This window comes from Sphingobium jiangsuense, from assembly GCF_014196495.1.
Classification (GTDB): Bacteria; Pseudomonadota; Alphaproteobacteria; order Sphingomonadales; family Sphingomonadaceae; genus Sphingobium; species Sphingobium jiangsuense.
The window spans coordinates 131881-151764 of record NZ_JACIDT010000006.1 but is presented as its reverse complement, the minus strand read 5'-3'; the positions used below and the strand labels follow the sequence as shown (position 1 = coordinate 151764).

Annotated in this window: 28 protein-coding genes and 1 tRNA gene; 8 read left to right on the top strand and 21 right to left on the bottom strand. The window is 65.6% G+C overall.

The genetic code is table 11. The features are described 5' to 3' along the window. Positions 1 to 47: 47 nt before the first annotated feature. From GGR43_RS10295 to GGR43_RS10245, 11 genes are all read right to left on the bottom strand, one after another. Positions 48 to 629, bottom strand: coding sequence for a hypothetical protein (locus tag GGR43_RS10295; protein ID WP_223177389.1), 582 nt, complete (start codon positions 627 to 629; stop codon positions 48 to 50). After that, positions 626 to 1315, bottom strand: coding sequence for a lytic transglycosylase domain-containing protein (locus tag GGR43_RS10290; protein WP_125726068.1), 690 nt, complete (start codon positions 1313 to 1315; stop codon positions 626 to 628). The genes GGR43_RS10295 and GGR43_RS10290 overlap by 4 nt, the downstream gene beginning before the upstream one ends. Further along, entirely contained in the window at positions 1312 to 1869 is a 558-nt protein-coding gene (locus tag GGR43_RS10285) for a S26 family signal peptidase (RefSeq protein ID WP_125726070.1), read from the bottom strand. Before GGR43_RS10285 ends, GGR43_RS10290 begins: the two co-directional genes overlap by 4 nt. Further along, on the bottom strand, positions 1866 to 2453 hold the full coding sequence (locus GGR43_RS10280) for a DUF2840 domain-containing protein (protein WP_125726072.1): 588 nt from the start codon (positions 2451 to 2453) through the stop codon (positions 1866 to 1868). Before GGR43_RS10280 ends, GGR43_RS10285 begins: the two co-directional genes overlap by 4 nt. Next, positions 2450 to 3901, bottom strand: coding sequence for a DNA cytosine methyltransferase (locus tag GGR43_RS10275; RefSeq protein ID WP_125726074.1), 1452 nt, complete (start codon positions 3899 to 3901; stop codon positions 2450 to 2452). Before GGR43_RS10275 ends, GGR43_RS10280 begins: the two co-directional genes overlap by 4 nt. After that, positions 3898 to 5046, bottom strand: coding sequence for a phosphoadenosine phosphosulfate reductase domain-containing protein (locus GGR43_RS10270; RefSeq protein ID WP_125726076.1), 1149 nt, complete (start codon positions 5044 to 5046; stop codon positions 3898 to 3900). Before GGR43_RS10270 ends, GGR43_RS10275 begins: the two co-directional genes overlap by 4 nt. A 184-nt stretch (positions 5047 to 5230) precedes the next feature. Then, positions 5231 to 6115, bottom strand: a complete 885-nt coding sequence (locus tag GGR43_RS10265) for a replication initiator protein A (RefSeq protein WP_125726078.1) — start codon at positions 6113 to 6115, stop codon at positions 5231 to 5233. Continuing rightward, positions 6112 to 6378 (bottom strand): helix-turn-helix transcriptional regulator, encoded by a 267-nt coding sequence (locus GGR43_RS10260; protein ID WP_125726080.1) that lies wholly within the window; start codon positions 6376 to 6378, stop codon positions 6112 to 6114. Before GGR43_RS10260 ends, GGR43_RS10265 begins: the two co-directional genes overlap by 4 nt. Positions 6379 to 6508: 130 nt before the next feature. Further along, on the bottom strand, positions 6509 to 7054 hold the full coding sequence (locus GGR43_RS10255) for a DUF2285 domain-containing protein (protein ID WP_284277184.1): 546 nt from the start codon (positions 7052 to 7054) through the stop codon (positions 6509 to 6511). Between the two features lie 13 nt (positions 7055 to 7067). Continuing rightward, positions 7068 to 7286: a transcriptional regulator domain-containing protein gene (locus tag GGR43_RS10250; RefSeq protein WP_188071879.1), complete on the bottom strand. Its 219-nt coding sequence runs from the start codon at positions 7284 to 7286 to the stop codon at positions 7068 to 7070. A gap of 146 nt (positions 7287 to 7432) precedes the next feature. After that, positions 7433 to 7705, bottom strand: a complete 273-nt coding sequence (locus tag GGR43_RS10245; protein ID WP_188071968.1) for a DNA -binding domain-containing protein — start codon at positions 7703 to 7705, stop codon at positions 7433 to 7435. A 165-nt stretch (positions 7706 to 7870) separates the two neighbouring features. Between GGR43_RS10245 and GGR43_RS10240 the strand changes: the two genes are divergently transcribed. Beyond that, entirely contained in the window at positions 7871 to 8092 is a 222-nt protein-coding gene (locus tag GGR43_RS10240; RefSeq protein WP_343054474.1) for a helix-turn-helix domain-containing protein, read from the top strand. 140 nt (positions 8093 to 8232) lie between these two features. Here GGR43_RS10240 and GGR43_RS10235 read toward each other — a convergent pair whose 3' ends face one another. Together GGR43_RS10235 and GGR43_RS10230 are read right to left on the bottom strand one after the other, a co-directional pair. Further along, positions 8233 to 8511: a hypothetical protein gene (locus GGR43_RS10235; protein WP_223177388.1), complete on the bottom strand. Its 279-nt coding sequence runs from the start codon at positions 8509 to 8511 to the stop codon at positions 8233 to 8235. Positions 8512 to 8603: 92 nt separating this feature from the next. After that, the gene (locus tag GGR43_RS10230) at positions 8604 to 9275 is read right to left on the bottom strand and encodes a DNA methyltransferase (RefSeq protein ID WP_188071877.1); all 672 of its coding nucleotides are present in this window, start codon (positions 9273 to 9275) and stop codon (positions 8604 to 8606) included. A 433-nt stretch (positions 9276 to 9708) separates the two neighbouring features. Here GGR43_RS10230 and GGR43_RS10225 point away from each other — a divergent pair, with 433 nt between their 5' ends. From GGR43_RS10225 to GGR43_RS10210, 4 genes are all read left to right on the top strand, one after another. Further along, positions 9709 to 10035, top strand: coding sequence for a type II toxin-antitoxin system PrlF family antitoxin (locus GGR43_RS10225; protein WP_188071876.1), 327 nt, complete (start codon positions 9709 to 9711; stop codon positions 10033 to 10035). 3 nt (positions 10036 to 10038) lie between these two features. Further along, a complete protein-coding gene (locus GGR43_RS10220) occupies positions 10039 to 10530 on the top strand; it encodes a type II toxin-antitoxin system YhaV family toxin (RefSeq protein WP_188071875.1) in 492 nt (163 codons plus the stop codon). A 142-nt stretch (positions 10531 to 10672) separates the two neighbouring features. After that, on the top strand, positions 10673 to 10849 hold the full coding sequence (locus GGR43_RS10215; RefSeq protein ID WP_188071983.1) for a hypothetical protein: 177 nt from the start codon (positions 10673 to 10675) through the stop codon (positions 10847 to 10849). Between the two features lie 18 nt (positions 10850 to 10867). Continuing rightward, entirely contained in the window at positions 10868 to 12565 is a 1698-nt protein-coding gene (locus tag GGR43_RS10210; protein ID WP_188071967.1) for a recombinase family protein, read from the top strand. Here GGR43_RS10210 and GGR43_RS10205 read toward each other — a convergent pair. The 5 genes from GGR43_RS10205 to GGR43_RS10185 form a co-directional block, all read right to left on the bottom strand. Next, positions 12524 to 12600 (bottom strand) — tRNA-Arg (locus tag GGR43_RS10205). The two genes, GGR43_RS10210 and GGR43_RS10205, sit on opposite strands and share 42 nt — an antisense overlap. Before the next feature lie 75 nt (positions 12601 to 12675). Next, positions 12676 to 13200: a DUF1178 family protein gene (locus GGR43_RS10200; RefSeq protein ID WP_188071874.1), complete on the bottom strand. Its 525-nt coding sequence runs from the start codon at positions 13198 to 13200 to the stop codon at positions 12676 to 12678. Next, entirely contained in the window at positions 13197 to 14027 is an 831-nt protein-coding gene (locus GGR43_RS10195; protein ID WP_188071873.1) for a carbon-nitrogen hydrolase family protein, read from the bottom strand. The genes GGR43_RS10200 and GGR43_RS10195 overlap by 4 nt, the downstream gene beginning before the upstream one ends. Positions 14028 to 14040: 13 nt before the next feature. Next, positions 14041 to 14298 carry a glutaredoxin 3 gene (gene grxC, locus GGR43_RS10190; RefSeq protein ID WP_188071872.1) on the bottom strand — a complete coding sequence of 86 codons (258 nt, stop codon included), beginning with the start codon at positions 14296 to 14298 and terminating at the stop codon, positions 14041 to 14043. Positions 14299 to 14313: 15 nt separating this feature from the next. Then, positions 14314 to 15186, bottom strand: coding sequence for a ComF family protein (locus GGR43_RS10185; protein ID WP_223177387.1), 873 nt, complete (start codon positions 15184 to 15186; stop codon positions 14314 to 14316). A 43-nt stretch (positions 15187 to 15229) separates the two neighbouring features. Between GGR43_RS10185 and GGR43_RS10180 the strand changes: the two genes are divergently transcribed. After that, the gene (locus GGR43_RS10180; RefSeq protein WP_188071871.1) at positions 15230 to 16093 is read left to right on the top strand and encodes a methyltransferase domain-containing protein; all 864 of its coding nucleotides are present in this window, start codon (positions 15230 to 15232) and stop codon (positions 16091 to 16093) included. Positions 16094 to 16192: 99 nt separating this feature from the next. Here GGR43_RS10180 and GGR43_RS10175 read toward each other — a convergent pair whose 3' ends face one another. Continuing rightward, positions 16193 to 16657, bottom strand: a complete 465-nt coding sequence (locus tag GGR43_RS10175; protein ID WP_425502185.1) for a (deoxy)nucleoside triphosphate pyrophosphohydrolase — start codon at positions 16655 to 16657, stop codon at positions 16193 to 16195. A 63-nt stretch (positions 16658 to 16720) separates the two neighbouring features. Here GGR43_RS10175 and GGR43_RS10170 point away from each other — a divergent pair, with 63 nt between their 5' ends. Continuing rightward, a complete protein-coding gene (locus GGR43_RS10170; RefSeq protein WP_188071870.1) occupies positions 16721 to 16915 on the top strand; it encodes a Flp family type IVb pilin in 195 nt (64 codons plus the stop codon). 125 nt (positions 16916 to 17040) lie between these two features. Then, positions 17041 to 17211, top strand: coding sequence for a Flp family type IVb pilin (locus GGR43_RS10165; RefSeq protein ID WP_188071869.1), 171 nt, complete (start codon positions 17041 to 17043; stop codon positions 17209 to 17211). A 148-nt stretch (positions 17212 to 17359) separates the two neighbouring features. Here the strand turns inward: GGR43_RS10165 and GGR43_RS10160 are convergent, their stop codons facing one another. Together GGR43_RS10160 and GGR43_RS10155 are read right to left on the bottom strand one after the other, a co-directional pair. Then, positions 17360 to 18838 (bottom strand): M48 family metalloprotease, encoded by a 1479-nt coding sequence (locus tag GGR43_RS10160; protein WP_188071868.1) that lies wholly within the window; start codon positions 18836 to 18838, stop codon positions 17360 to 17362. A gap of 97 nt (positions 18839 to 18935) precedes the next feature. Further along, positions 18936 to 19880 (bottom strand): acetyl-CoA carboxylase carboxyltransferase subunit alpha, encoded by a 945-nt coding sequence (locus tag GGR43_RS10155; protein ID WP_188071867.1) that lies wholly within the window; start codon positions 19878 to 19880, stop codon positions 18936 to 18938. Positions 19881 to 19884 lie beyond the last annotated feature (4 nt).

Below are 19884 nucleotides of genomic sequence, written 5' to 3'. Positions count from 1 at the left end.
TCCAGACACTTCCCCCGTCGAGCCGGGCAAACTGAAAACGTGGCCGATCATGGCGTGCCGGCCTCCTGCCGGCCGGGGGACGGTGCGCGACCAGACTGCGGCGGAACCGTGGCCGGATCGTCCGGCAACGCGAATTTGAGGCGCCAGGTGCGCCACGCTTCGGCGACGGCGCCGGTGCCGGGGAACAGGTCGTCGAGCATGTCGTCGGGACGCGCGGCGACCATCTCGAACGCCCAATGGCAGACGGCTTCAGGCTTGGCACCGGCAAGGCCGCGACGCAGCGTGATGCTCTCCTGTATCCAGTCGCGCATGATCAGCCGCTTGCTGACGACCGGCTTGCGCGCGGGCTTCACGATGACAGGTTCCCAGGCATGAGCGACCGGCACGTTGCGCTTGAAGGCGGCAAAGCCCTTCACCCAGGCCATCCAGCGCGCGCCCGTCCGTTCGACCAGCGGTGCGAGGACGGCGATCGAACGCGGCGTCGCGGCGGCGTGCAATATCCAGCCATCATAGTCGCGCTCAAGCTGCTCGATCAGCGCACCGTGATCGACTTCGCCCGCATAGTCGGGATGGCCGCGATAGAGATGCGCGCAGCCGATATAGGGCGGATCGGCGTAGGCAATCTTCATGGCTGCCTCTGCGCTGACAGTGCGACGAACAGGCCGTTGGCAGTCGGCTGGACCGCGGCGCGAACGTCGGCCGGGCGTTCATCCAGCGCCGCATCCGGTGCAGCCGGACTGTTGGTCGCCCGCGCCGCGAACAACGATGCCCGACGCCAGGAGAAGGGATCGGGCGACGTCGCAACGGCAAGCTGCACGTCGTCCGCGCCACCGACCATCGGCGCCAGTTTCGCCAGATAGCCGCGCGTCTCGGCGGGCAGTGGACGGCCACGCGACAGATGCTCGTCGTAGCGTCCCGGCCCGGCATTATAGGCCGCCAGCATCGCCGTGGCATTGCCGTAGCGATCATACATGGCGCGCAGATAGGCCGCGCCCGCCATGATGTTGCCGCGCACGTCGAAGGGATCGCTCCCCAGCCCGTGGCGGGTGCGCAGGTTCGCCCAGGTGCCGGGCATGATCTGCATCAGGCCCATAGCACCGGCGGGCGAGATTACGCGGGAATTGCCCCGGCTCTCGACGCGCATGACGGCCCATATCCAGCGTTCGGGGATGCCGAAGCGACGCGCGGCGTCGGCAACGTGGAGTGCATAGGGATGCGCAGCCTGAGCGTCTGCCGGTTGCTGCGCGTCCGCGACGGAAGCGCAAAGCGGCTGCAATCCGAGCGCCAGCACGATGATGAAGGCCCGGCGCTTCATGATCCCATCCCCCGCCAAGTGAGCGGAGCGTCGGGCGTATCGCGGGTGAGGATCGGGATTGCCCGACCGAGCAGCGTGGAAGCCGGCAGCGGCCCGAAATGGCGGCCGTCCATGCTGCCGGGCACGGCCGGGTTGAGCAGCAGCAATTCATCCGATGCGAGCGTCCGGCAGCCCTGCCACACTGGCAGGGCGCGGCCCCGACTATCGTGAGAACGGGCAACGGCGACCGGCCGGGCATCGACGCTCACCACGTCGCCGATCCGACACGCGCGCTGTCCGGGCCTGGCGGCGACAGCTTTAAGCAGCGGCACGCCTTCGGGCAGATAGCCGCGCGCCGAAAGCCAGCGCGCGAGATGTTCGGGCGGCGTGACCGCCACCAGCGTGCCGACTGGCGGATCGTTGTCGGCGGCGATCCGGTAGAGTCCGATCGGCGCGCTCGCACTGGCGTTCCAGATCAGGCGCGGGTTCGGGTCGAGTGCGGCGACAGCGATGAACAAGGCAGCGAACAGTTCCGCCGCCAGCACCGTCACCATGACATAGCCGAACCGGGTCATCCCTCGATCTCCCGGCGACGAAGCCATGCGCGATGGCGCTCCAGCGTGTAGGCGCGCGGCTCTTGGCCGGCGGTGATGCGGTTATGAACGTGCCGCCAGTGATCGGGCGCGGCATCGCAGGGATCGACGCTGGCAGCTTCCACCGCGTCGATGGCCGCAAGCACCTGGCTCACCTTGGGCCAGCTTTCGATATGCAGGAGGACTTCGCCGCCTGGGCGCACGAAAGGCAGCGTCGTGTAGGGCTCGCCAGCATTGACCGCGCGCACCACGTCGATGCGCGAGCTGACCGTGCCATAGTCGTTCGCCATCCAGCGGACGAAGGCGAAGATCGCGCCAGGCCGGAAGCCCATGATGCGGGTGCGGCGCGTAACGATGCGCTCCTGCGCGATCCGGCCGAAGCGGATCCAGTGCTCCAGCTTCTGCTCGATCCAGATCAGTTCCACTTCGGTCAGGCGCGATTGCTGCGCCGGGCGGGAGATGGCCGTGGTGATGGGTCGGTGTTGCAGCGGATTATTCGCCTGGCGGCGCAACGCTTCGGCAAAGCCGCTGAAGTCTATGCGCGGCGGACGCGCGGGATCGCTCATCGTTCCTCTCCTGGAATGTCGATGGATGTTCGCCCGAACACGAGGTCGAGCGCGGCTTCGGTGCGCAGGATCGCGCGGCCGATGGCTTCGGGGACTTGCGGAAGAACAGCGTCGCCGAAGGCTTCGACGATCAGGCTGGCCGCAGATGTCCCGCGTGGACCGCCGATCGCAATGCGCGTGTCAGCCACCCAGGCGGAAAGCCCATCATCCAGCCATAGGTGATGGGCAAGGCCGCCGTTCCAGTCAGCCCATGGTTCCGCAGCATCGCCGCCAGCGCCCTCGCGCCCGCCCATTTGTCCGGCGCCCGGTCGGTCATTGCCCCGTCCATCACCGCGTCCATCGTCGGCGATTTCCTCCGGTCGTAGGCCGGACTCCAGCCGTCCATCCGGCTGTCGCGCTTCGTCGGGGTCGGCAGGATTTCCGCCGCGTGGCGCAGCAGATTCGGCGTATCGATCTGCGCCTTTGCGCCATTCGTCCGGCGCCCCGTCTCGATCTCCTGGGCGCTCAATCGACGGCCGCCGTTCGGCTTCACCGGCGTCGGCATCATCCCCGCATGACGGCTGGCGTGACCCTGCAACTGGCTCAGGACATCGCCCCGACCGCCCCGATCCGCGTCCGACTTGCGGGGCGTCGCCAGGATCGTCCGTAGCGGATATGTCGATCCCGCCCCGCCGCCCGCACCGTCCGTCATCCCGTCCGATGCCATCGGGGTCGGCAGTCTGTTCAGTGCCGCCGGGTGCAACATCGTCGGCAGGTTCATGCCCGTGCGCTTCTCTCCATGAACCTTGCACATTTCCGGGCCGTGCGCGGCGTCGCTGGTGCGCGGCGTGGGCAGTTTCGGATCTCGGAAGAACGCGAACAGGCCCGACGCTTCCATCTTCCGGCGCGCTCCCGAGCCGCCTTCGAGCCTCATCCCCGAGTTGGATACCGGCGTCGGCAAGCTGTTCGGGGTCGTAACCGATGAGCCATGAGCGCTTGCGGACATGGTTGGCGCCGACGTCGCCAGCACCCACCACGCACGGTTCGCAGGCGTAGCCGAGCGTTTCCAGCGCATCGAGCAGCCGGTCCGCGCCGCGAGTTCGCAGATTAGCGCTGTTCTCAAAAGCGAACCAGCGAGGGCGGCAATCTCCGACAAGGCGGATGGCTTCGAGGTAGAGGCCCGACCGCTCGCCGTCGATCCCCTTGCCTTTGGTGTTGGCGCTGGAGATGTCCTGGCAGGGCGGCGATCCGACGATGATGTCGGGGAGCATCCCGAGGTCTGAAAGAAGTCGAGCTGCCGTGAGGTCACGCACGTCGGCGTAGAGGCGGACATGGGGATTGTTCTCCGCGTAGAGGATGCGGCGCCATTCGATGATCTCGCAGGCGGCCACGGTGACGAAACCGGCGCGATGCAGGCCGAGCGACCAGCCACCCGCCGCCGCGCTGAACAGGTCGAGCGCGCGCATCATTCGCAAAGCCCGTATTCGCTGTCGCAAAGCAGGCCGTTCTCGTCGGCCTCGCGCTGCTCCAGCTCAATGAACAGGTCGTAGTTGCGGCCGCCTCTGCCGGTTCGCGCCCAGTCGATCGCCCTGTCGATGGTTGCCCGGCCATGATCGTCGGGATCGCCGGGGACTGTCGGTGCGGGCAGAAGGGATGCCGGCGTTCCGGTTGCCGCGGTGCGACGCGAAACGAGGCTGACCAGCCGTTCCCACTCCCGCACGCGGCCCACCTCGGCCGGAAAGCGCATGGCCCAGGCGCGTAGCTCGCGTTTTTTGACCATGATGCAGGTCGAGCAGCCGACCCGGCTCATCCCCATCGTGTAGAGCGGGTTATGCTTGAGGCCGTGGCGCTCGGAGATGGCGAATGCGTCGGCGGCCGACCAGCGGAAGATGGGGCGATAGAGCACATGCCGCGCGCCGGTCGGCTGCCGCTTGGACTGGACCGGCGGTTTCTTCGCCCGCGCCGGGCTTTCGTCGGCCCGCTCGCCGATCCAGTCGATGATCGACACACCCGCGTCGAGCAGCGGACGCTTGCGGTGCATCATCGGGATGAGTTTGGTTTCGTCGGTGCAGAAGCGCGTCTTCGTGCCGGGAAACCGACCGTGGAGCGTCGCCATGTCGAGGAACGGGATGCCGGTGGGATGCAGCAGCGCGAGCGCGCGCTCGATCAGAGGATCGGGGACCGGCGGCGATACCAGCACGGGGCAATCGCATCGGGCGATCCACTCGGCCCTGGTGATCGTGCCTGCCTGCCATGCCGCCCGGCGCTGGTTGCACGCGCCCTTATGGCGCGTCCGCCGTTTCTCCTTCGTCCATTCCTCGCGGAGCATCTCGCGCTTGCGGGCAAAGGCGGCCGCATCGGTGAGGCCCGGCACGTCGTTCGCCGATACGATTTCGATGTGCAGGCCGACGCGCTGCCGCAGCCAATCGTCGAGATAAGCGATGTGATCGAGCGTGATCGGGTTTTCGTGGCCGTTGTCGGCCGAGAGGAAGCGCGGCGCTCGGTTGCAGAACGCTGCCAGCCCCTTGCGCTCGATCCGCTCGACCATCCGGCAAAGGACGGCCTGGCTGTCCTTGCCGCCCGAGATGCTGCCGAAGTGCTGGACGGCGATCATCGCCGGCTATCCACAACGCGAATCCGCGTTAGCAAGAATCCGAAGGATTCTATTCTATTAGCATAGTTAGAAGGGGGCCGATTCCGCGAGGATTTCTGCGGGTTTGCGAGCCACTCCGGTTTTTTATAGGCCGAGTCAGCGGTTTTTAATCGGCCGAGTCCGGCGGTTTTCAATAGGCCGAGTCTCATGGCCGGTTATCCACAAGCCGGATGCCCATGCGCCGCGCCGCCGCCTCGAAGGGATCGGCAGGAACCGGCGCGAAGGTCAGCCGCTCCCGGCCAAGGGCGCGGTCGATCGCCAATGTGTATCCTGGCAGGGGTTGGCGCTGGACGATGCCACGCAGCTCGAACGCGAATTGCTTGAGCGGCGACAGCACGCCCGACTTGAGATGCAGATGGGAGAAATCGAAGGACCAGCCTCCGGTCTGGCGGCCGCCATGCTTGCGCACGATCCGGTAGAGCCAGCGTTCGAGCCCGCCGGTGAGATCGAAATAGGCGCGGTCGATCGTCAGGACGAACGTGTGATCGACCACCCCGGCATAGAACCAGTCAGGCAGGATCAGTTCCAGCCCGAGCGGGCGACCATTGCCGTCGAGCCGCTCCTGCCACTCGTTGATCCAGGAGAAGCGATGGCGACGGCGCTGGTGCTGCTGGCGGATCGACGTGGCGACAGTGGTGGATTGCAGGCGGTCGAGCGCCGCTTTCAGGCGATCATAGTGATCCTTGCCGGTGCCGCGCCCGGTGAAGGTCAGGATTTGATGCGGTGTCGCCGCCATCAGCCGTGAGGTGGGCAGGCCCGCGTCGCGTGCGGCGACGATCTGGCTTGCCGCCCATATCAGCACGTCGGCGTCCCAGATGGTCGCCATGCCATGCTCGGGCACGGCCTCGACCGAAATCCATGTGCTTCCCATGCGGAAGTCGATCGGCGTTACCCGCCTGCGCTTGGCGAGGCTGAAAAACGGCCAGGACATAAGGTCCTGGGCATCGCGCGGGGCTATGTCGCCGCCGAGCGAGGGGAACAGCGCAAGCTGGGCGCGTTCGCCGGAAGGAGAAGCGGCGCGCGGCGTCATCGGCGGCTCTGCACGATGCTCGAATCCCGGCGGGGCATGAGATCGTCCTGGCCCGGATCGGAGGTCGAATATTTGGTGCCGAGATCGGCCCAGGCACGCAGGTCGTCCACCGAATAGACCACCCGGCCGCCGATGCGCCGATAGGCAGGGCCGGTGCCGAAATAGCGGTGCTTCTCCAGCGTGCGGCCGGACAGACCGAGGAAACGCGCCGCCTCGGGCGTCCGCAGGAAGCGCGGTGGCAGGTTGGCGGGCGAATTGGTCAAGGATCGGCTCCTGCGGTTCGTGTCGGCAGGAGGCGAAATTGGCGAAGTATCGACGCCCCGGTGGAGTATGAAGATTCGTAACCGCACCGATGTGCCCACCCTTCGCAAACGGGTTGCGAGGCCAGTGCGGTCAGCGGATACGCAGCAGCTTGCGATAGTCGCCGTTCATCATGGTGTGGGCATCGCGGACCAGGCGATAGACGCAGGAACGGACGCCCGACGTCTTCCATTCGGTCGCGGACAGATGGGCGGCTTCGTCCTTGCCGAGCGCAATGGCGATGTCGCGGTAGGTGGCGCCGCCGAGGCGCAAATCGAGCGCGCGTAGCATCAGTTCGAGCCGCGTCCGCCGATAGGCGGTGAGCGGCCAGCCGCGTGGCAGGGGACCGGCGGCTTTGCCGAACAGGCGACGGTGGAAGCGCTGCAAGCTGGCGATGCGAGTAACGAAATCCTTGTCCAGCGGGATGATCGCGGCGAGCGGCCGACCGGGCGTCGGATCACGCAGCCATAGCCGGTGCCCGCCGGCAGCATCCGCGACAACGACATGGCGGCCGTCAAGTCCGGCCTGGTCGGCGAGCAGTGTGCCGAGCGCCAGCGGATCGACCACCGCGCCGGCAAAACTCTCGGGAACGGCATCGAGGATCACGGTGATGGCGGTCAGCTCTGGCCGCCAGATCACGGTGTCCGGCAGGTCATCCGGGATACAGGCGAAAAGACAACCCCCATCGGCGCGCGAGCGCCGCCGAGGCAGCGTCCTTGCTTGCCGCGCCATCCGCTATGCGGTGGACCATGCTGTCGTGATCGGCGCGATAGCGGCGATTGCGCCGCAGGAAGGCGGCGGCGAATTCGGCCCTGCCGAGCGCGTCCGGCTTCTGACCGGCACGCCGGGGGCGTGGTGGTGGCGTCGGCATGAGCATCCTCCCCGCTGCGCTTTTTGCGCGGACTCTGGATACTCAGGATCGGCAGGCGGCAGGTCATCCGACAGCGCGAAGGCCGCGCCGAACCATGCGAGTGTTGCACGGCGATTCTGAACAAAAAATCCTGTCAGGCCAAGTTGTTAACGCTGTTTCGTGGCGAGCGGCCCGAGCAGCCAGGCATAGCCGACTTCGGTCATCCAGCGTGCTCGGGCCAGATGGCTCGCGTGCATTTCCTGTGCCCGCTCGGGCTCGGCGGCGGGATCGATGCCGAAAATACGCACCGCAATATCGCGCCAGTCGGTGCCGTCGTCGTCGGCGTCGAGCAGCCGTAGATAATCCGCCAGATGTTCCTCATCATAGACAGTGAGCTGCGGCGGGTCGGGCGCGCGATCCTCGAAATGCTTGCCGCTCATCATGTCCTCAGTCTCCAGCCCCGTTAACCCTTTTAAACTGAAACGAAGGCGATTCTACGCGCGTGCAGGGCATAGTTGCGCGCATACTCCGCAACAGCGAAGCTCAATACAACTTATATGGGATAAACCGGATAGGATGTATCGTCCAGTCTCGCGCACATGGATATGCGCTACCTTGTAGGGATGAACTTCGCCCGATTAAGAAAGGAAAAGGGCTTCACTCAAGAGCGCTTTGCCGAAACGTCCGGCTTTACCCAGCAATATGTAAGTGATCTTGAAAGGGGCCGACGTAACCCGACAGTGGTCACGCTGTTTCACCTGGCCTCGGCTCTTGACGTTACGCCAGCCGATCTTGTCGCCGAGGTAACGAGCGATCAGACCGACTAGCCATTTATGCGTTGTTTCAGATGGCGAGCCGGGCGCACGCCCGGCGAGCGCGCCTGTATAGCGGCCGAGCGGACCTTCGAGACGCGCGGCCGCCGCCGGTTCAGGGGGCCGGCGGCGGTGGCAGGAAGCGTTGCGGAGCCCTATCGGTGGGGAAAGGGCGCGAACGAGCGCCATTGGGCGCGCGGGTCGGCGCGGCGGTAGGTGAGCCGCCGACAGCGCGCATGGCTGTTCCAGGCGAATATCAGCGGTTCGAAGCCGTGCCACCAATCGGCGTCGATGTCGCCGCACCGCCCTTCAAAGCAAAGCTGGCCGCGTGCGTCATATAGCCGAAACTCCATCGGCAGGCTGTCACCTTCCTCGCGGTCGGCGCGCAATAGGATGCCTTCGGCGTTTTCTCCCAAGCCCAGACAGCCGCCCATATAGTCGAACGTGTAATCCAGCGCATGACATGATTCCTTGCGTGAGCGCCCGCCGCATGGGCGGGCGCATGTGTCGGAAAAAGAGGGGCGACCTATGCGGCCGCCCGGTGATGCCGCCGCGAGGCAAGGCGCTTGCTGGCGGTGTGATAGTGCCCGTTGTCCAGCTCGATGCCGGTCCAGTCACGGCCAAGCTGCTGCGCTGCCGCCAGTGTCGAGCCGCTGCCGCTGAACGGGTCCAGCACAAGCTCGCCCGGCTGGGTGAACGCCTCGATCAGGGGCGCCAGCGCCTCAATGGGCTTCTGCGTGGGGTGCAGCCGGTTCCCGGTATAGGGGAAGTCCAGCACGTCGGGGATGGGCCGCGCGGGACGGGACGGATTACCCTTCGCCAGCAAATAGGCTTGCTCATGCTCATAGCGAAGGAAGCGGGCCGACGACGCATAGCGCTTGCGGAACACAAGATGGCCGACGATGCGGAAGCCCGCCGCCTTCCATGCGTCCATGAACAGATCGACCTTGTTCCAGCCGTAGAAGCTGACGCAAAAGCCGCCATCCTTCAAAACGCGGTGCATCCCGTGGAAAGCCGGACGGAGCCAGCGGCCGTTATCGTCGTTCGCCACCTTGCGCCCCTGGCGGTCCCGGTAGCGGGTCACATAGGGCGGATCGGTCAGAATGAAATCCACCGTGCCGGTATCTAAAGCCTGCATTACGTCGATGCAATCCGCATTGAAGATCGCATTGCGGGGAGCCTTTGCATTGCCTGTCATGTCTCAAATCCTTTGGGTCTGAAGGTCAGCGAAGCGGAACGCCGCGCCTGATCTTCTGCCCGTCGGCGAGACCGGGGTAGCAACGGGCAAGGGCGTCCGGGGTGGAGGGGGATCACCCGGCCTGCACAAGGCTTGCCGCGGAAGGCCGGGGATACCGCCCCGGACGGTTCCACTTCCCTTGACCGGCGCGAGGACAGCGTCCTTAGCCACTCCCGCGCCGCCTGCGGCGCGTAGTGAGAGACAGCGAGCAGGCTCGCTTCCATGCAGGTTCAATTACCTTGCGGGCGATCTTTGATAGGCGTCGCCTGAGTGCACTCTCCAGTGGCAAGGCTTCGGGTGCACCGTTAGCTTGGCTCGCCGCTGTCAAGTCATATGTCACCCTTGACAAAGTAAGGAAATTACCTTACCTCCTTGTTGAAACTGGAGGTTTGTCATGCCCGCTTTGCTTGAGGAAATCAGCACCATCACTGCCAAAGGGCAGACCACCGTCCCAAAGTCCGTGCGCCAGGCACTCGGCGTCGATTATGGTGGCCGCATCGCCTTCCGCGTCGATGAACGTGGTGTCACGGTCCATCGCGCCGATGCCGAAAACGACGATCCAGCGATCGACAGCTTTCTGGCGTTCCTTGCCACTGACATCAGACGCCGGCCCGAGGCGCTGGCCGCCCTGTCGCCCGCTCTGGCGGAGCGGATCATCGGACTGACAAAAGGGATCGCCGTAGATCTCGACGCGCCGATCGATGGCGATGTCGAGCTTTAAACGATGGTTGCCGTCAACGAATGGGAATTGTTTGCGCACCCGCTATTTCTCGACCAGATCGAGAAACTGACTGCGGCGGTCGAGCGCGCACGGACTAAAGACCCGCGAAACTGGCGCAAGTCCGCCAACGCAAAGCTGCTGGCGGCGCTTCGCCAGCTCGTGTTCGAGATCATCCCGCAAGACCCGACACGGGCGGAGTATCGTCAGGGCGGCACGTTGGGGGACGACCGCAAGCATTGGTTCCGCGCAAAGTTCGGCGCGGGGCGGTTCCGGCTGTTCTTCCGCTACAGCACGAGCGCGAAGATCATAGTCTTCGCGTGGGTTAACGATGGGAACACGCTGCGCACCTACGGGTCGAAGTCAGACGCCTATGCGGTGTTCCGCAAGATGCTCGACAAGGGCAATCCACCCGACGATTGGGCAGCGCTGCTGGAGGCCGCCAACGAGTCGGAAGTGCGGGAGCGGCTGGAAGCAGCTTCGCCGAACCCGCCGTGAGCACTTATCTCTACTACGCTCCATTACGCCATTTGCATCGTGCGGTATCGCACGGCAGCGTTCGCACATGGCTTTGTCTCGCAAACGTCGCCGTCGTGCGCCCCGCCGTTGGTCGGAAGGTCTCGAAGACCTCCACGATTATATGCACGCGCCGCCGCGCCGCCGCCCATCAACCCGCACTCGTGCGGTCGAAAATGACCGCCCGATCGTCGTCACCGATGACTGGCCCGAGCAGGTGCCGATCGGTGACACGGAGCTTCGCGTCATCGAAGGCCATCTACGCAAGGAATTGGACGCGCTGCTCGGTCCCTTGCCATGAACTGAGGAGCATTATCCCATGACCAACGCCGCCGCCATTCGCGTCGATGAGGCCACGCCGGTCATGGCGACTGCCCGCGCTGCACTCTACATGCGCGTCTCGACCAGCCGGCAGGCCGAGCATGACCTGTCGATCCCCGATCAGCGGCGGCAGATGGCAGGCCATTGCCTGAGCAAAGGCTGGGAAATCGCGGCCGAGTTCGTCGAGCCGGGCAACACCGCGACCGATGATCGCCGGCCCTCATTCCAGGCGATGATCGATGCGGCGATGGAAAAGCCGCCCGCGTTCAACGTGATCGTCGTCCACTCGTTCAGCCGGTTTTTCCGCGACCAGTTCCAGTTCGAGTTCTACGTCCGCAAACTGGCGAAGAACGGCGTGAAGCTCGTCTCCATCACGCAGGATTTGGGCGACGATCCGATGAGCGTGATGATGCGCCAGATCATGACGCTGTTCGACGAATACCAGTCCAAGGAGAACGCCAAGCACACGCTGCGGGCGATGAACGAAAACGCGCGGCAAGGCTTCTGGAACGGCGCGCGGGCGCCGATCGGCTATCGCATCGTCGTGTCCGAACAGCGCGGCGCGAAGTTGAAGAAGAAGCTGGAGATCGACCCGATCCATGCCGAGACCGTGCGGCTCATCTACCGCATGGCGCTGAACGGCATCGACAACAGCGGGGCTATGGGCCTCAAGCGGATCGCCACCTGGCTCAACGACAACAACATCCGCACGCGCACCGGCGGACGCTGGGGCTTGGCCGCCGTGCATCAGGTGCTCACCCGCACCACCTATATCGGCGAGCATCGCTTCAACACCCGCGACCACAAGACGCGCACGCCCAAGCCGGAGGCCGAGCACGCGGTCATGGAAGTGCCGCCGATCGTCACGCGGGCGGAATGGGAGGCCGTCCAGCGGTCATTGAAGGCGCGTAGCCCGATGGCGATGCCGCCTCGCGCGGTGGGCGGCACGACGCTGCTCACCGGCATCTGCTTCTGCGCCTGCTGCGGCGGCGCGATGACGCTGCGCACCGGCACCAGCAGCGTCGGTCGCAAGTATCGCTATTACACCTGCTCGACCAAGGCACGGCAGGGCTCGAAAGGCTGCCCCGGCCTCACGGTCCCCATGGACAAGCTGGACGCGGCGGTCGCCGAGCATCTGGAATCGCGCCTGCTGGAGCCGAAGCGGCTCGAAGCCCTTATGGATCAGATCATCGACCGGCGTGACGAATGGGTCGATCGCCGACGCCAGCACGTCGCCGAGCTGGAGCGCCGCGCGACCGAAGCGGAAACGAAGCTCAAGCGTCTCTATGAAGCGATTGAGGATGGCTTGATCGACATGCGCGATTCGTCGCTCAAGGATCGCATCGCCGAGCTGACTGTCATCCGCGACCAGACCAGAGGCGATGCCGAACGTGCGGTCGCGCATATCGAGAAGATCGGCCCGGCGATCACGGCCGAGAGTCTGCGGCGGTTCGCCCTGGCCGCCAAGCGCAAGCTGCGGAACGATGATGGCAGCTTTGCCCGCGACCATCTGCGAGCGATAGCGCAACGCGTCGAAGTGGTCAGCAAGACCGAGGTCCGCATCCTCGGCACCCGCACCGAACTGCTCCGCACCCTCACCGCCGCCTCTGGCGTAGAGGCGGCGGTGCTAGGCGTTCGTGGTTTTGAACCGAAATGGCGCGCCCGACAGGATTCGAACCTGTGGCCCCCAGATTAGGAATCTGATGCTCTATCCTGCTGAGCTACGGGCGCGCGCCGGTTGTGTCGGCTTGCCTGCTATAGGAGGGGATGCGGCCGGGTTCAACCACCGGCTTGCATCCCCGCGCATCAATTCTGCGCCTTGGGCGGCACGATCGGGAAGAGCAGCGGGGCGACCTCCACCCCTTCCTCGATCAGGTCGCGCGCTTCCCGCGCGTCCACCTCGCCGTGGATCGGGCGCTGGTCCTCCTCGCCATAATGCATGGCGCGGGCTTCCTCGGCGAAGCGTCGCCCCACCCATTCGCTGTCGGCCAGCGCCTCGGCCTGCGCATGGGCGAGCGCCTGCATCAGCTTCCCCACCTTTTCGCTGTCCATGCCCTTGTGCATCGAAAGCGTCCGCTCCGTTGCCGCCCCTGCAGCGGCGCCTTCCGCCGGAGCGCCGGACTGCAACCGGGCCGGAACGCCACCGCCGTCCCGCTGGTTCGACTTCGCGCCGACCGCGGGCGCCATGACCGCCTTTTCGACCTCCACATCGCCGCAAAAGGGGCACAGCAGCAATCCACCCACCTTCTGCCGCTCGAAATCCTCGCTCGACCCGAACCAGCCTTCGAACACATGGCCGCCCCGCAAGCATTTCAGATCAAACACAATCACAGGACCGCGACGCCTCCCTCCAACATCCGCCGATGCGTGAGCACCGGGATTCGCGCCCTTACCGCGTCGATGCGCGCCAGATCAATATCGACGAGTGCCAGCCCCGGCTCCTCCCCCATGTCGAGCAGCACCTCCCCCCACGGGTCGATGGCGAGGCTGTGGCCGTAGGTTTCCCGCCCGTCCTCATGCCGCCCGGTCTGCGCCGGGGCCAGCAGGAACGCGGCCGATTCGATCGCGCGCGCGCGCAGCAGGGTTTCCCAATGCGCGCGGCCTGTGGGCACGGTGAAGGCTGCCGGAACCAGCAGCAGCGTCGCCCCGGCATCGCTCAGCCGCCGGTAGAGATCGGCAAAGCGCAGGTCGTAGCAGATGGAAAGGCCGATGCGCCCCCATGGCGTATCGACCGCGACCGCCCTTTCCCCCGGCCCGTAGACCGAGGATTCCCGCCAGCTCACGCCATCGGGCAGATCGACGTCGAACAGGTGGATCTTGTCGTAGCGTGCGCGGATTTCGCCGCCCGCGTCGATGACGAAGCTGCGATTGCTCCACCGCCCGTCCGACCGCTCGTCCTTCAGGCCGAGCGAGCCGATATGCACCCATAGCCCTTCGCGCGCGGCGGCTTCCCGCACGGTCGCGAGCACCACGTCATGCGCCTCGTCGCGCAGGGTCGCGGTCGCGCGCGCGCGATCCTGATCGATGCAGCCGACCATTTCGGGGGTGAAGAGCATGTCCGCCCCCTGCCGCTTCGCGCTGGCGATGGCATCGGCCAGCATCGTCGCATTGGCCGCCGGATCGATGCCGCTGGTGGTCTGGAGCAGGGCTGCGCGCATCGTCACCGCCCTCCTATAGCCCCAGCAGCGGGTCGAGCTTGCCCGCCCGGTCGAGCGCGGCCAGATCGTCCGATCCGCCGACATGCCTGCCGTCGATGAAAATCTGCGGCACCGTCATCCCGCCGTTGGAACGCTCGATCATCTCCGTTCTCTTGGGGCCGCCCATGGTGATGTCATATTCCTCGAACGCGACGCCCTTGTCGCGCAGCAGGGCCTTGGCGCGGCTGCAATATCCGCAATAATCCTTGGTATAGATTTCGACATGGCTCATGGCCGAAGGGCTCCTTCAACTGTTTCCCATGCCGAAATCGGGTGCGCCATGATGTTTGTCAATCGTCCCGCCCGGCAGCACCCGCGCCCAGCACAGCAGATGGACGGCGGCGGCCCCGCCGTCGAGCAGCCTTTCGGTGCAGGCCCGCGCGGTCGCGCCGCTGGTGTGCACGTCGTCGATAAGGATGACCGTCCGCCCGCGCAGGGCCGCCCGGCGGGAGGGATCGATGGCGAAGGCGCCGCGAACCTCCCTCTCCCGCGCGCGCGGGCTCATCGCGCGCAGCGGCCGGGTGGAACGGGAGCGCCGGAGCAGGAAGGGATCGGCGGGCAGGCCAGTCGCCGCCCCCAGATGACGGGCGATCAGCGCGGACTGGTTGAACCCGCGGTTCCACAGCCGCCAGCGATGCAGCGGCACCGGAACCAGCAGCGGGCTATCCCCGGATTCGGCGATCGAGCGGATATGAGGCACCATATAATGCGCCATCAGCCGCGCCATGCCGGTGCGCCGTCCATATTTGAGGCGAATGGCCACCTTGCGCGCAATCTCTCCATAGGCGAGCGCCGCCCGCGCGCTTTGCCATGGCGGAGGCGCTGACGCGCACGGGCCGCACTGGCTGCCCGGCCCATCCGGCTCCAGTTCGAAAGGCAGGCCGCAACGCGCGCAGCAGGGATCGCCCAGAAAATCGAGCTGCCCCCAGCAATCGAGGCAGAATCGGTCCCGCTCGGCGGTGATCGTTCCGCAACCGGGACAGCGCAGCGGCAGCGCATAGTCGAGGATCGGCTTGCAGATCCCGACAGAAAAAGAATCGAGGATCGGCTTGCAGATCCTGGCGGAAAAGGAACCGAGGATCGGTCCGCCGATCGCGGAGAGAAAGGAAAATACCCCCATATAATGCTTGTCCATCGCGGCGCGGATCGGCACAAGCCCGAAAATGGACGAACCGCAGGGCCCCCCGCTGATCTTCGACCCGAAACGGCGCGCGCTGGCGCGGGACCGGGCGTTCGATGGATTTGCCGATCATGATTTCCTCTACCGCCATATGCTGGATGGGCTGCTGGAGCGGCTCGACGACGTGCAGCGGCCGCTGCGGCAGGTGCTGCTGATCGGCTGCCCGGACGAAAGCGCCGCGCGGGCACTGCGGGCGCTGGGCAAGGAGGTGACCTGCTGCGATCCCGGCGCGCGCAACGCCGCCGCCAACCGGGGGGTGCAGGCGGAGGAGGACGCCCTGCCCTTCGCCGGGGAAAGCTTCGACCTGATCCTCGCCTGCGGGACGCTCGACAGCGTCAACGACCTGCCCGGCGCGCTGATCCTGATGCGGCGGCTGCTGCGGCCCGACGGGCTGCTGCTGGGTGCCTGCGTCGGCGCGGGCAGCCTCGCGCGCCTCAAATCCGCCTTGCTCGCGGCCGAAGGCGACCGGCCCACGCCCCATATCCATCCGCAGATCGACGTGCGGTCGGCGGGCGACCTGCTGGCGCGGGCGGGCTATGCGATGCCGGTCGCGGATGTGGAGGCGTTGACGGTGCGCTATTCCACCGCGCTGGCGCTGATGCGCGACCTGCGGGGGATGGGCTATGGCAATGTGATGACCGCGCCGCGCCGTGGCGCGCTGACCCGCGAGGTGATCGCCCGCGCCTGCGCCGCCTTCGCCGAGGCGGCGGACCCTGACGGCAAGACCGCCGAGCATTTCTCGCTGCTCTATTTCAGCGGCTGGAAGCCCGACCCCTCGCAGCCCAAAGCGGCACGGCGCGGATCGGCCACGGTCTCGCTGGCGCAGGCGCTCAAGTCGAAGATTTGAGGGGGCGGAGACCAAAGCCAAGCCCGACCCCTTCCCCGTTCGGGCTGAGCTTGTCGAAGCCCTGTCCTTCTTTTGGGGGAAAGGATTATATGTCCCCGTTCAGACCAGCGCGTCCAATATGCCGATCATCGGCAAGTCGGCGGGCGGCATCGGCAGGCTGAACATCTCGGCCGGGCGCACCCATTGCATCGGGCTGGCATGGTGAAGGCGCGGCACGCCCGTCCATTTGCGGCAGATATAGAGCAGGAGCAGCAGGTCGCGGTCGCCCAGTGGCTCGCTGGCGAAGGTGACGGGGGCAAGGCAGCTCTTGTGCGTGCTGATCCCCAGTTCCTCCTTCAGCTCGCGAATCAGCGCCTCTTCGGGGGTTTCGCCCGGCTCCACCTTGCCGCCGGGGAATTCCCACAACCCCGCCATCGGTTTGCCCTCCGGGCGCTGCTGCACCAATATCCGGCCGTCGGCATCGACCAGTGCGGCGGCGGTGACGAGAAGGCGCGCCCTTTCCGCCGTTGGGGCGGAGTCGGGGCGGTTCGAGGCGGATTGAGAAACAGATAAAGCGTCCATCATATCAGTTTATTAACCGGCCCCGCTTATGTTGCCAAGCCGCTCGCCCGCGATGAAAGAAAACCGATGCGCGATTCGAAAGAAGATGATGTCGAAAAAGTTAACGGTCGCCTGTCCCAAAATGAAAAGGGAGCGACATCGATCGAATATGCTCTGATTGTTTCGCTTATATTCCTGGCGATAGTGACCGCCGCATCGAACGTTGCTTTGAAGACAAACGACATGTGGAACCATGTCGCCAATTCGGTTAATAAAGATTAACCATCATTTTAACAAATCCGTGGCTCTTATTAGGAATTTCTCAACCAGCAATTGATAAAACGGCAGGTGCTGAATTGGGAAACCATAAGGCCGGGTAGTTCATTACGATTTCAAGGAGACACATTATGCAGTTCATCCGCAAGATGCTGAAGAATGAAGAAGGCGCCACCGCCATCGAATATGGCCTGATCGCTGCTCTGATCGCGGTTGCCGCGATCGTGGCGATGGGCCGCGTCGGCGACTCGCTGACCAACACCTTCAACAATGTTGCGACGACGCTCGAAAACGGCCAGTAATCGACTGACCGGTTTTGACGGAAAAAAGAGGGCGGCGGGTCATCCCGTCGCCCTTTTTCGTGGGCGGCGATCCCGATCTCCCTCGTCATGCCAGCGCAGGCTGGCATCTCAGGAGGCGGCGCAACATGGCGCCAGCCCGATCTTCCGTTCAATAGGTAACGATCTTCACCTTGTCCCCCGCCTTCAGCACGGAGGATGCCGTCAGCCCGTTGAGGGTCAGGAACCGCTCCTTGCGCAGGTCGTCAAAGGCCATGCGGGCGGAGAGCGTGTCGATCGTCTCTCCGGCCTTCACCGTCACCACGTCCACCTTGCGCGCCTTGACGGCGGCGGCTTCCTGCGCGGTGATCCGCCGGAGCGACTGGACCGTGGTGCTGAACGGCCCCAGCCCCTGCCCTGCGGGCGCGATGGTCAGGAAATGATAGGCCGATCCCGATCCCATCTCATAGGCGAAGACGGTGACGTCCATCTGCCCGGACTGGCTGTTCGCGCGCATCGTCGCATAGGCGGCCGGGATACCGTTGACGGTCGTGCGCCGCACCGCATCGGCGGACAGGCTGCTGTTCTGCGAAAGCGACCGGAACACGGAGGCGACATAAGTACCCAGATCGCCCGAATAGGCGGCCCCGCCGAACTGCGCCTTGCCGCCCGATCCGCTGATGGTCACCGCGTCGCTGCCGTTCAGCATCACATAGCCGTTGGGCGCGGTGAAGCTCAGCCGCAGTTGCGGATGGGTGAAGCGCCCGCCGCTGACGATGCCCTGCGCCGGATCGTCGCCATAAGTCACGCCGTCGAGCGCGTTCAGGAACGCATCGCGGTTGCGCAGCGTGTTGGTGGATCGGGTTTCCTTCGCCTTGTTCAGCGCGCGGGTGACGCGCGAGGCCGGATCGGGATGGGTGCTCGCCCATTCCGGCACATTGCCCGCCTGCCCCGCCACCCGCGCATCGAGCGCGCTCTGCGCGGCGAGCGAGGCGAGCATGCCGGACAGCGCCTTCGGGTCGTAACCGGCCGAGGCCAGATAGCGGATGCCCAGATCGTCCGCCTCATATTCCTGGCTGCGCGAGAATTTGAGCGTCAGCAGTTGCGCGCCCGAACCGATGCCCTTCTGCAACAGGCCGCCCAGCGCCGAATCGCCCAGCACCGCACCGGTCAGGATCTGGAGTAGCGCGCCGCCGATCGCGTTGCGAGTGGCTGTCTTCTGCCGCCGCTGGCTGTGCATCGCGGCCACATGGCCGATCTCGTGCCCCAGCACGCCCGCCATCTCCGCCTCGTCATTGCACAGCGCCATCAACTGGCGGGTGATGTAGACATAGCCGCCGGGGATGGCAAAGGCGTTGTTCACCGATGAATTGAGCAGGGTGATGGTGAAGTCGTTCTGCGCGCGGGAAAGGCTGGACTGCACGGCGATCTTGCGGCCCACGCCCGTCACATAGGCGGTCTGCGGCCCGCTATAGGCGCCGCCGAATTCCTTGAGCAATTCCGGATGCGCCTTCGCCCCCTGCTCCTTGTCGCTGGCGCTGATCGAGGTCGCGAGCGGGATGTCGCGTGCCGCGCCGCCGCCGGAACACGCACCCAGCGCCACCAGCGCCGCGGCGACGCCTCCGCCCGCGATCCAATATGTCCTGCTCATCGGCCACCTCCCCTTGTCTCGTCCATTCCATGACCAGCACCGGAACGCTCCGCCACGGGGAGCTGTTCCCTATCGGAATAGCGGAGGAAGGGGCGGTTTATCCACCCATGTTGAGGAATTTTACGCCCCGGTCCTTGCGCAGCGTGTCGGCGTCGAGGGAAGACAGGCCGTCCAGTTCCTCGGCGATCGCCTGCCCCAGCGCGGTGATCGCCGCCGCCGCGTCGCGATGCGCGCCGCCGACCGGTTCCGGCACGATGCGGTCGATGACGCCCAGCGCCTTCAGGTCCTGCGCCGTCACCTGCATTGCGGTGGCCGCCTCGCTCGCCTTCTCGGCGGTGCGCCAGAGGATCGACGCGCAGCCTTCGGGCGAGATCACGCTGTAGACCGCATGTTCGAACATCAGCACGCGGTTGGCCGCCGCCAGCGCGATCGCGCCGCCCGACCCGCCTTCGCCGACGATCGCCGCGACCATCGGCACGCCCAGCGCGAGGCAGGCCTCGGTCGATCGGGCGATGGCCTCGGCCTGCCCGCGCTCCTCCGCCTGCACGCCGGGGAAGGCCCCGGAGGTGTCCACCAGCGTCACCACCGGCAGGCCGAAGCGATCGGCCAGTTCCATCAGGCGGATCGCCTTGCGATAGCCCTCCGGCTTGCCCATGCCGAAATTATGCTTGAGGCGGCTCGCCGTATCGTCGCCCTTTTCATGGCCGATCACCATCACCCGCCGCGTGCCCAGCTTCGCGAAGCCGCCCAGGATCGCCTGATCGTCGGCAAAGGCGCGGTCGCCCGCCAGCGGAATGAACTCCTCGAAGATGCCCGCGACATAATGCTTGAAATGCGGCCGTTCCGGGTGGCGGGCCACCTGCGTTTTCTGCCACGGGGTCAGCTTCGCATAGCTGTCCTTCAGCATCTTCTGCGCGCGCTGTTGCAGCTTGGCGATCTCGGCATCTATGTCGAGTTCGCCGGTCGCGGCGGTTTCGCGCAGTTCGGTGATGCGGGCTTCCAGCGCCGCGATGGGCTTTTCGAAATCGAGAAAACTTACCATGCCC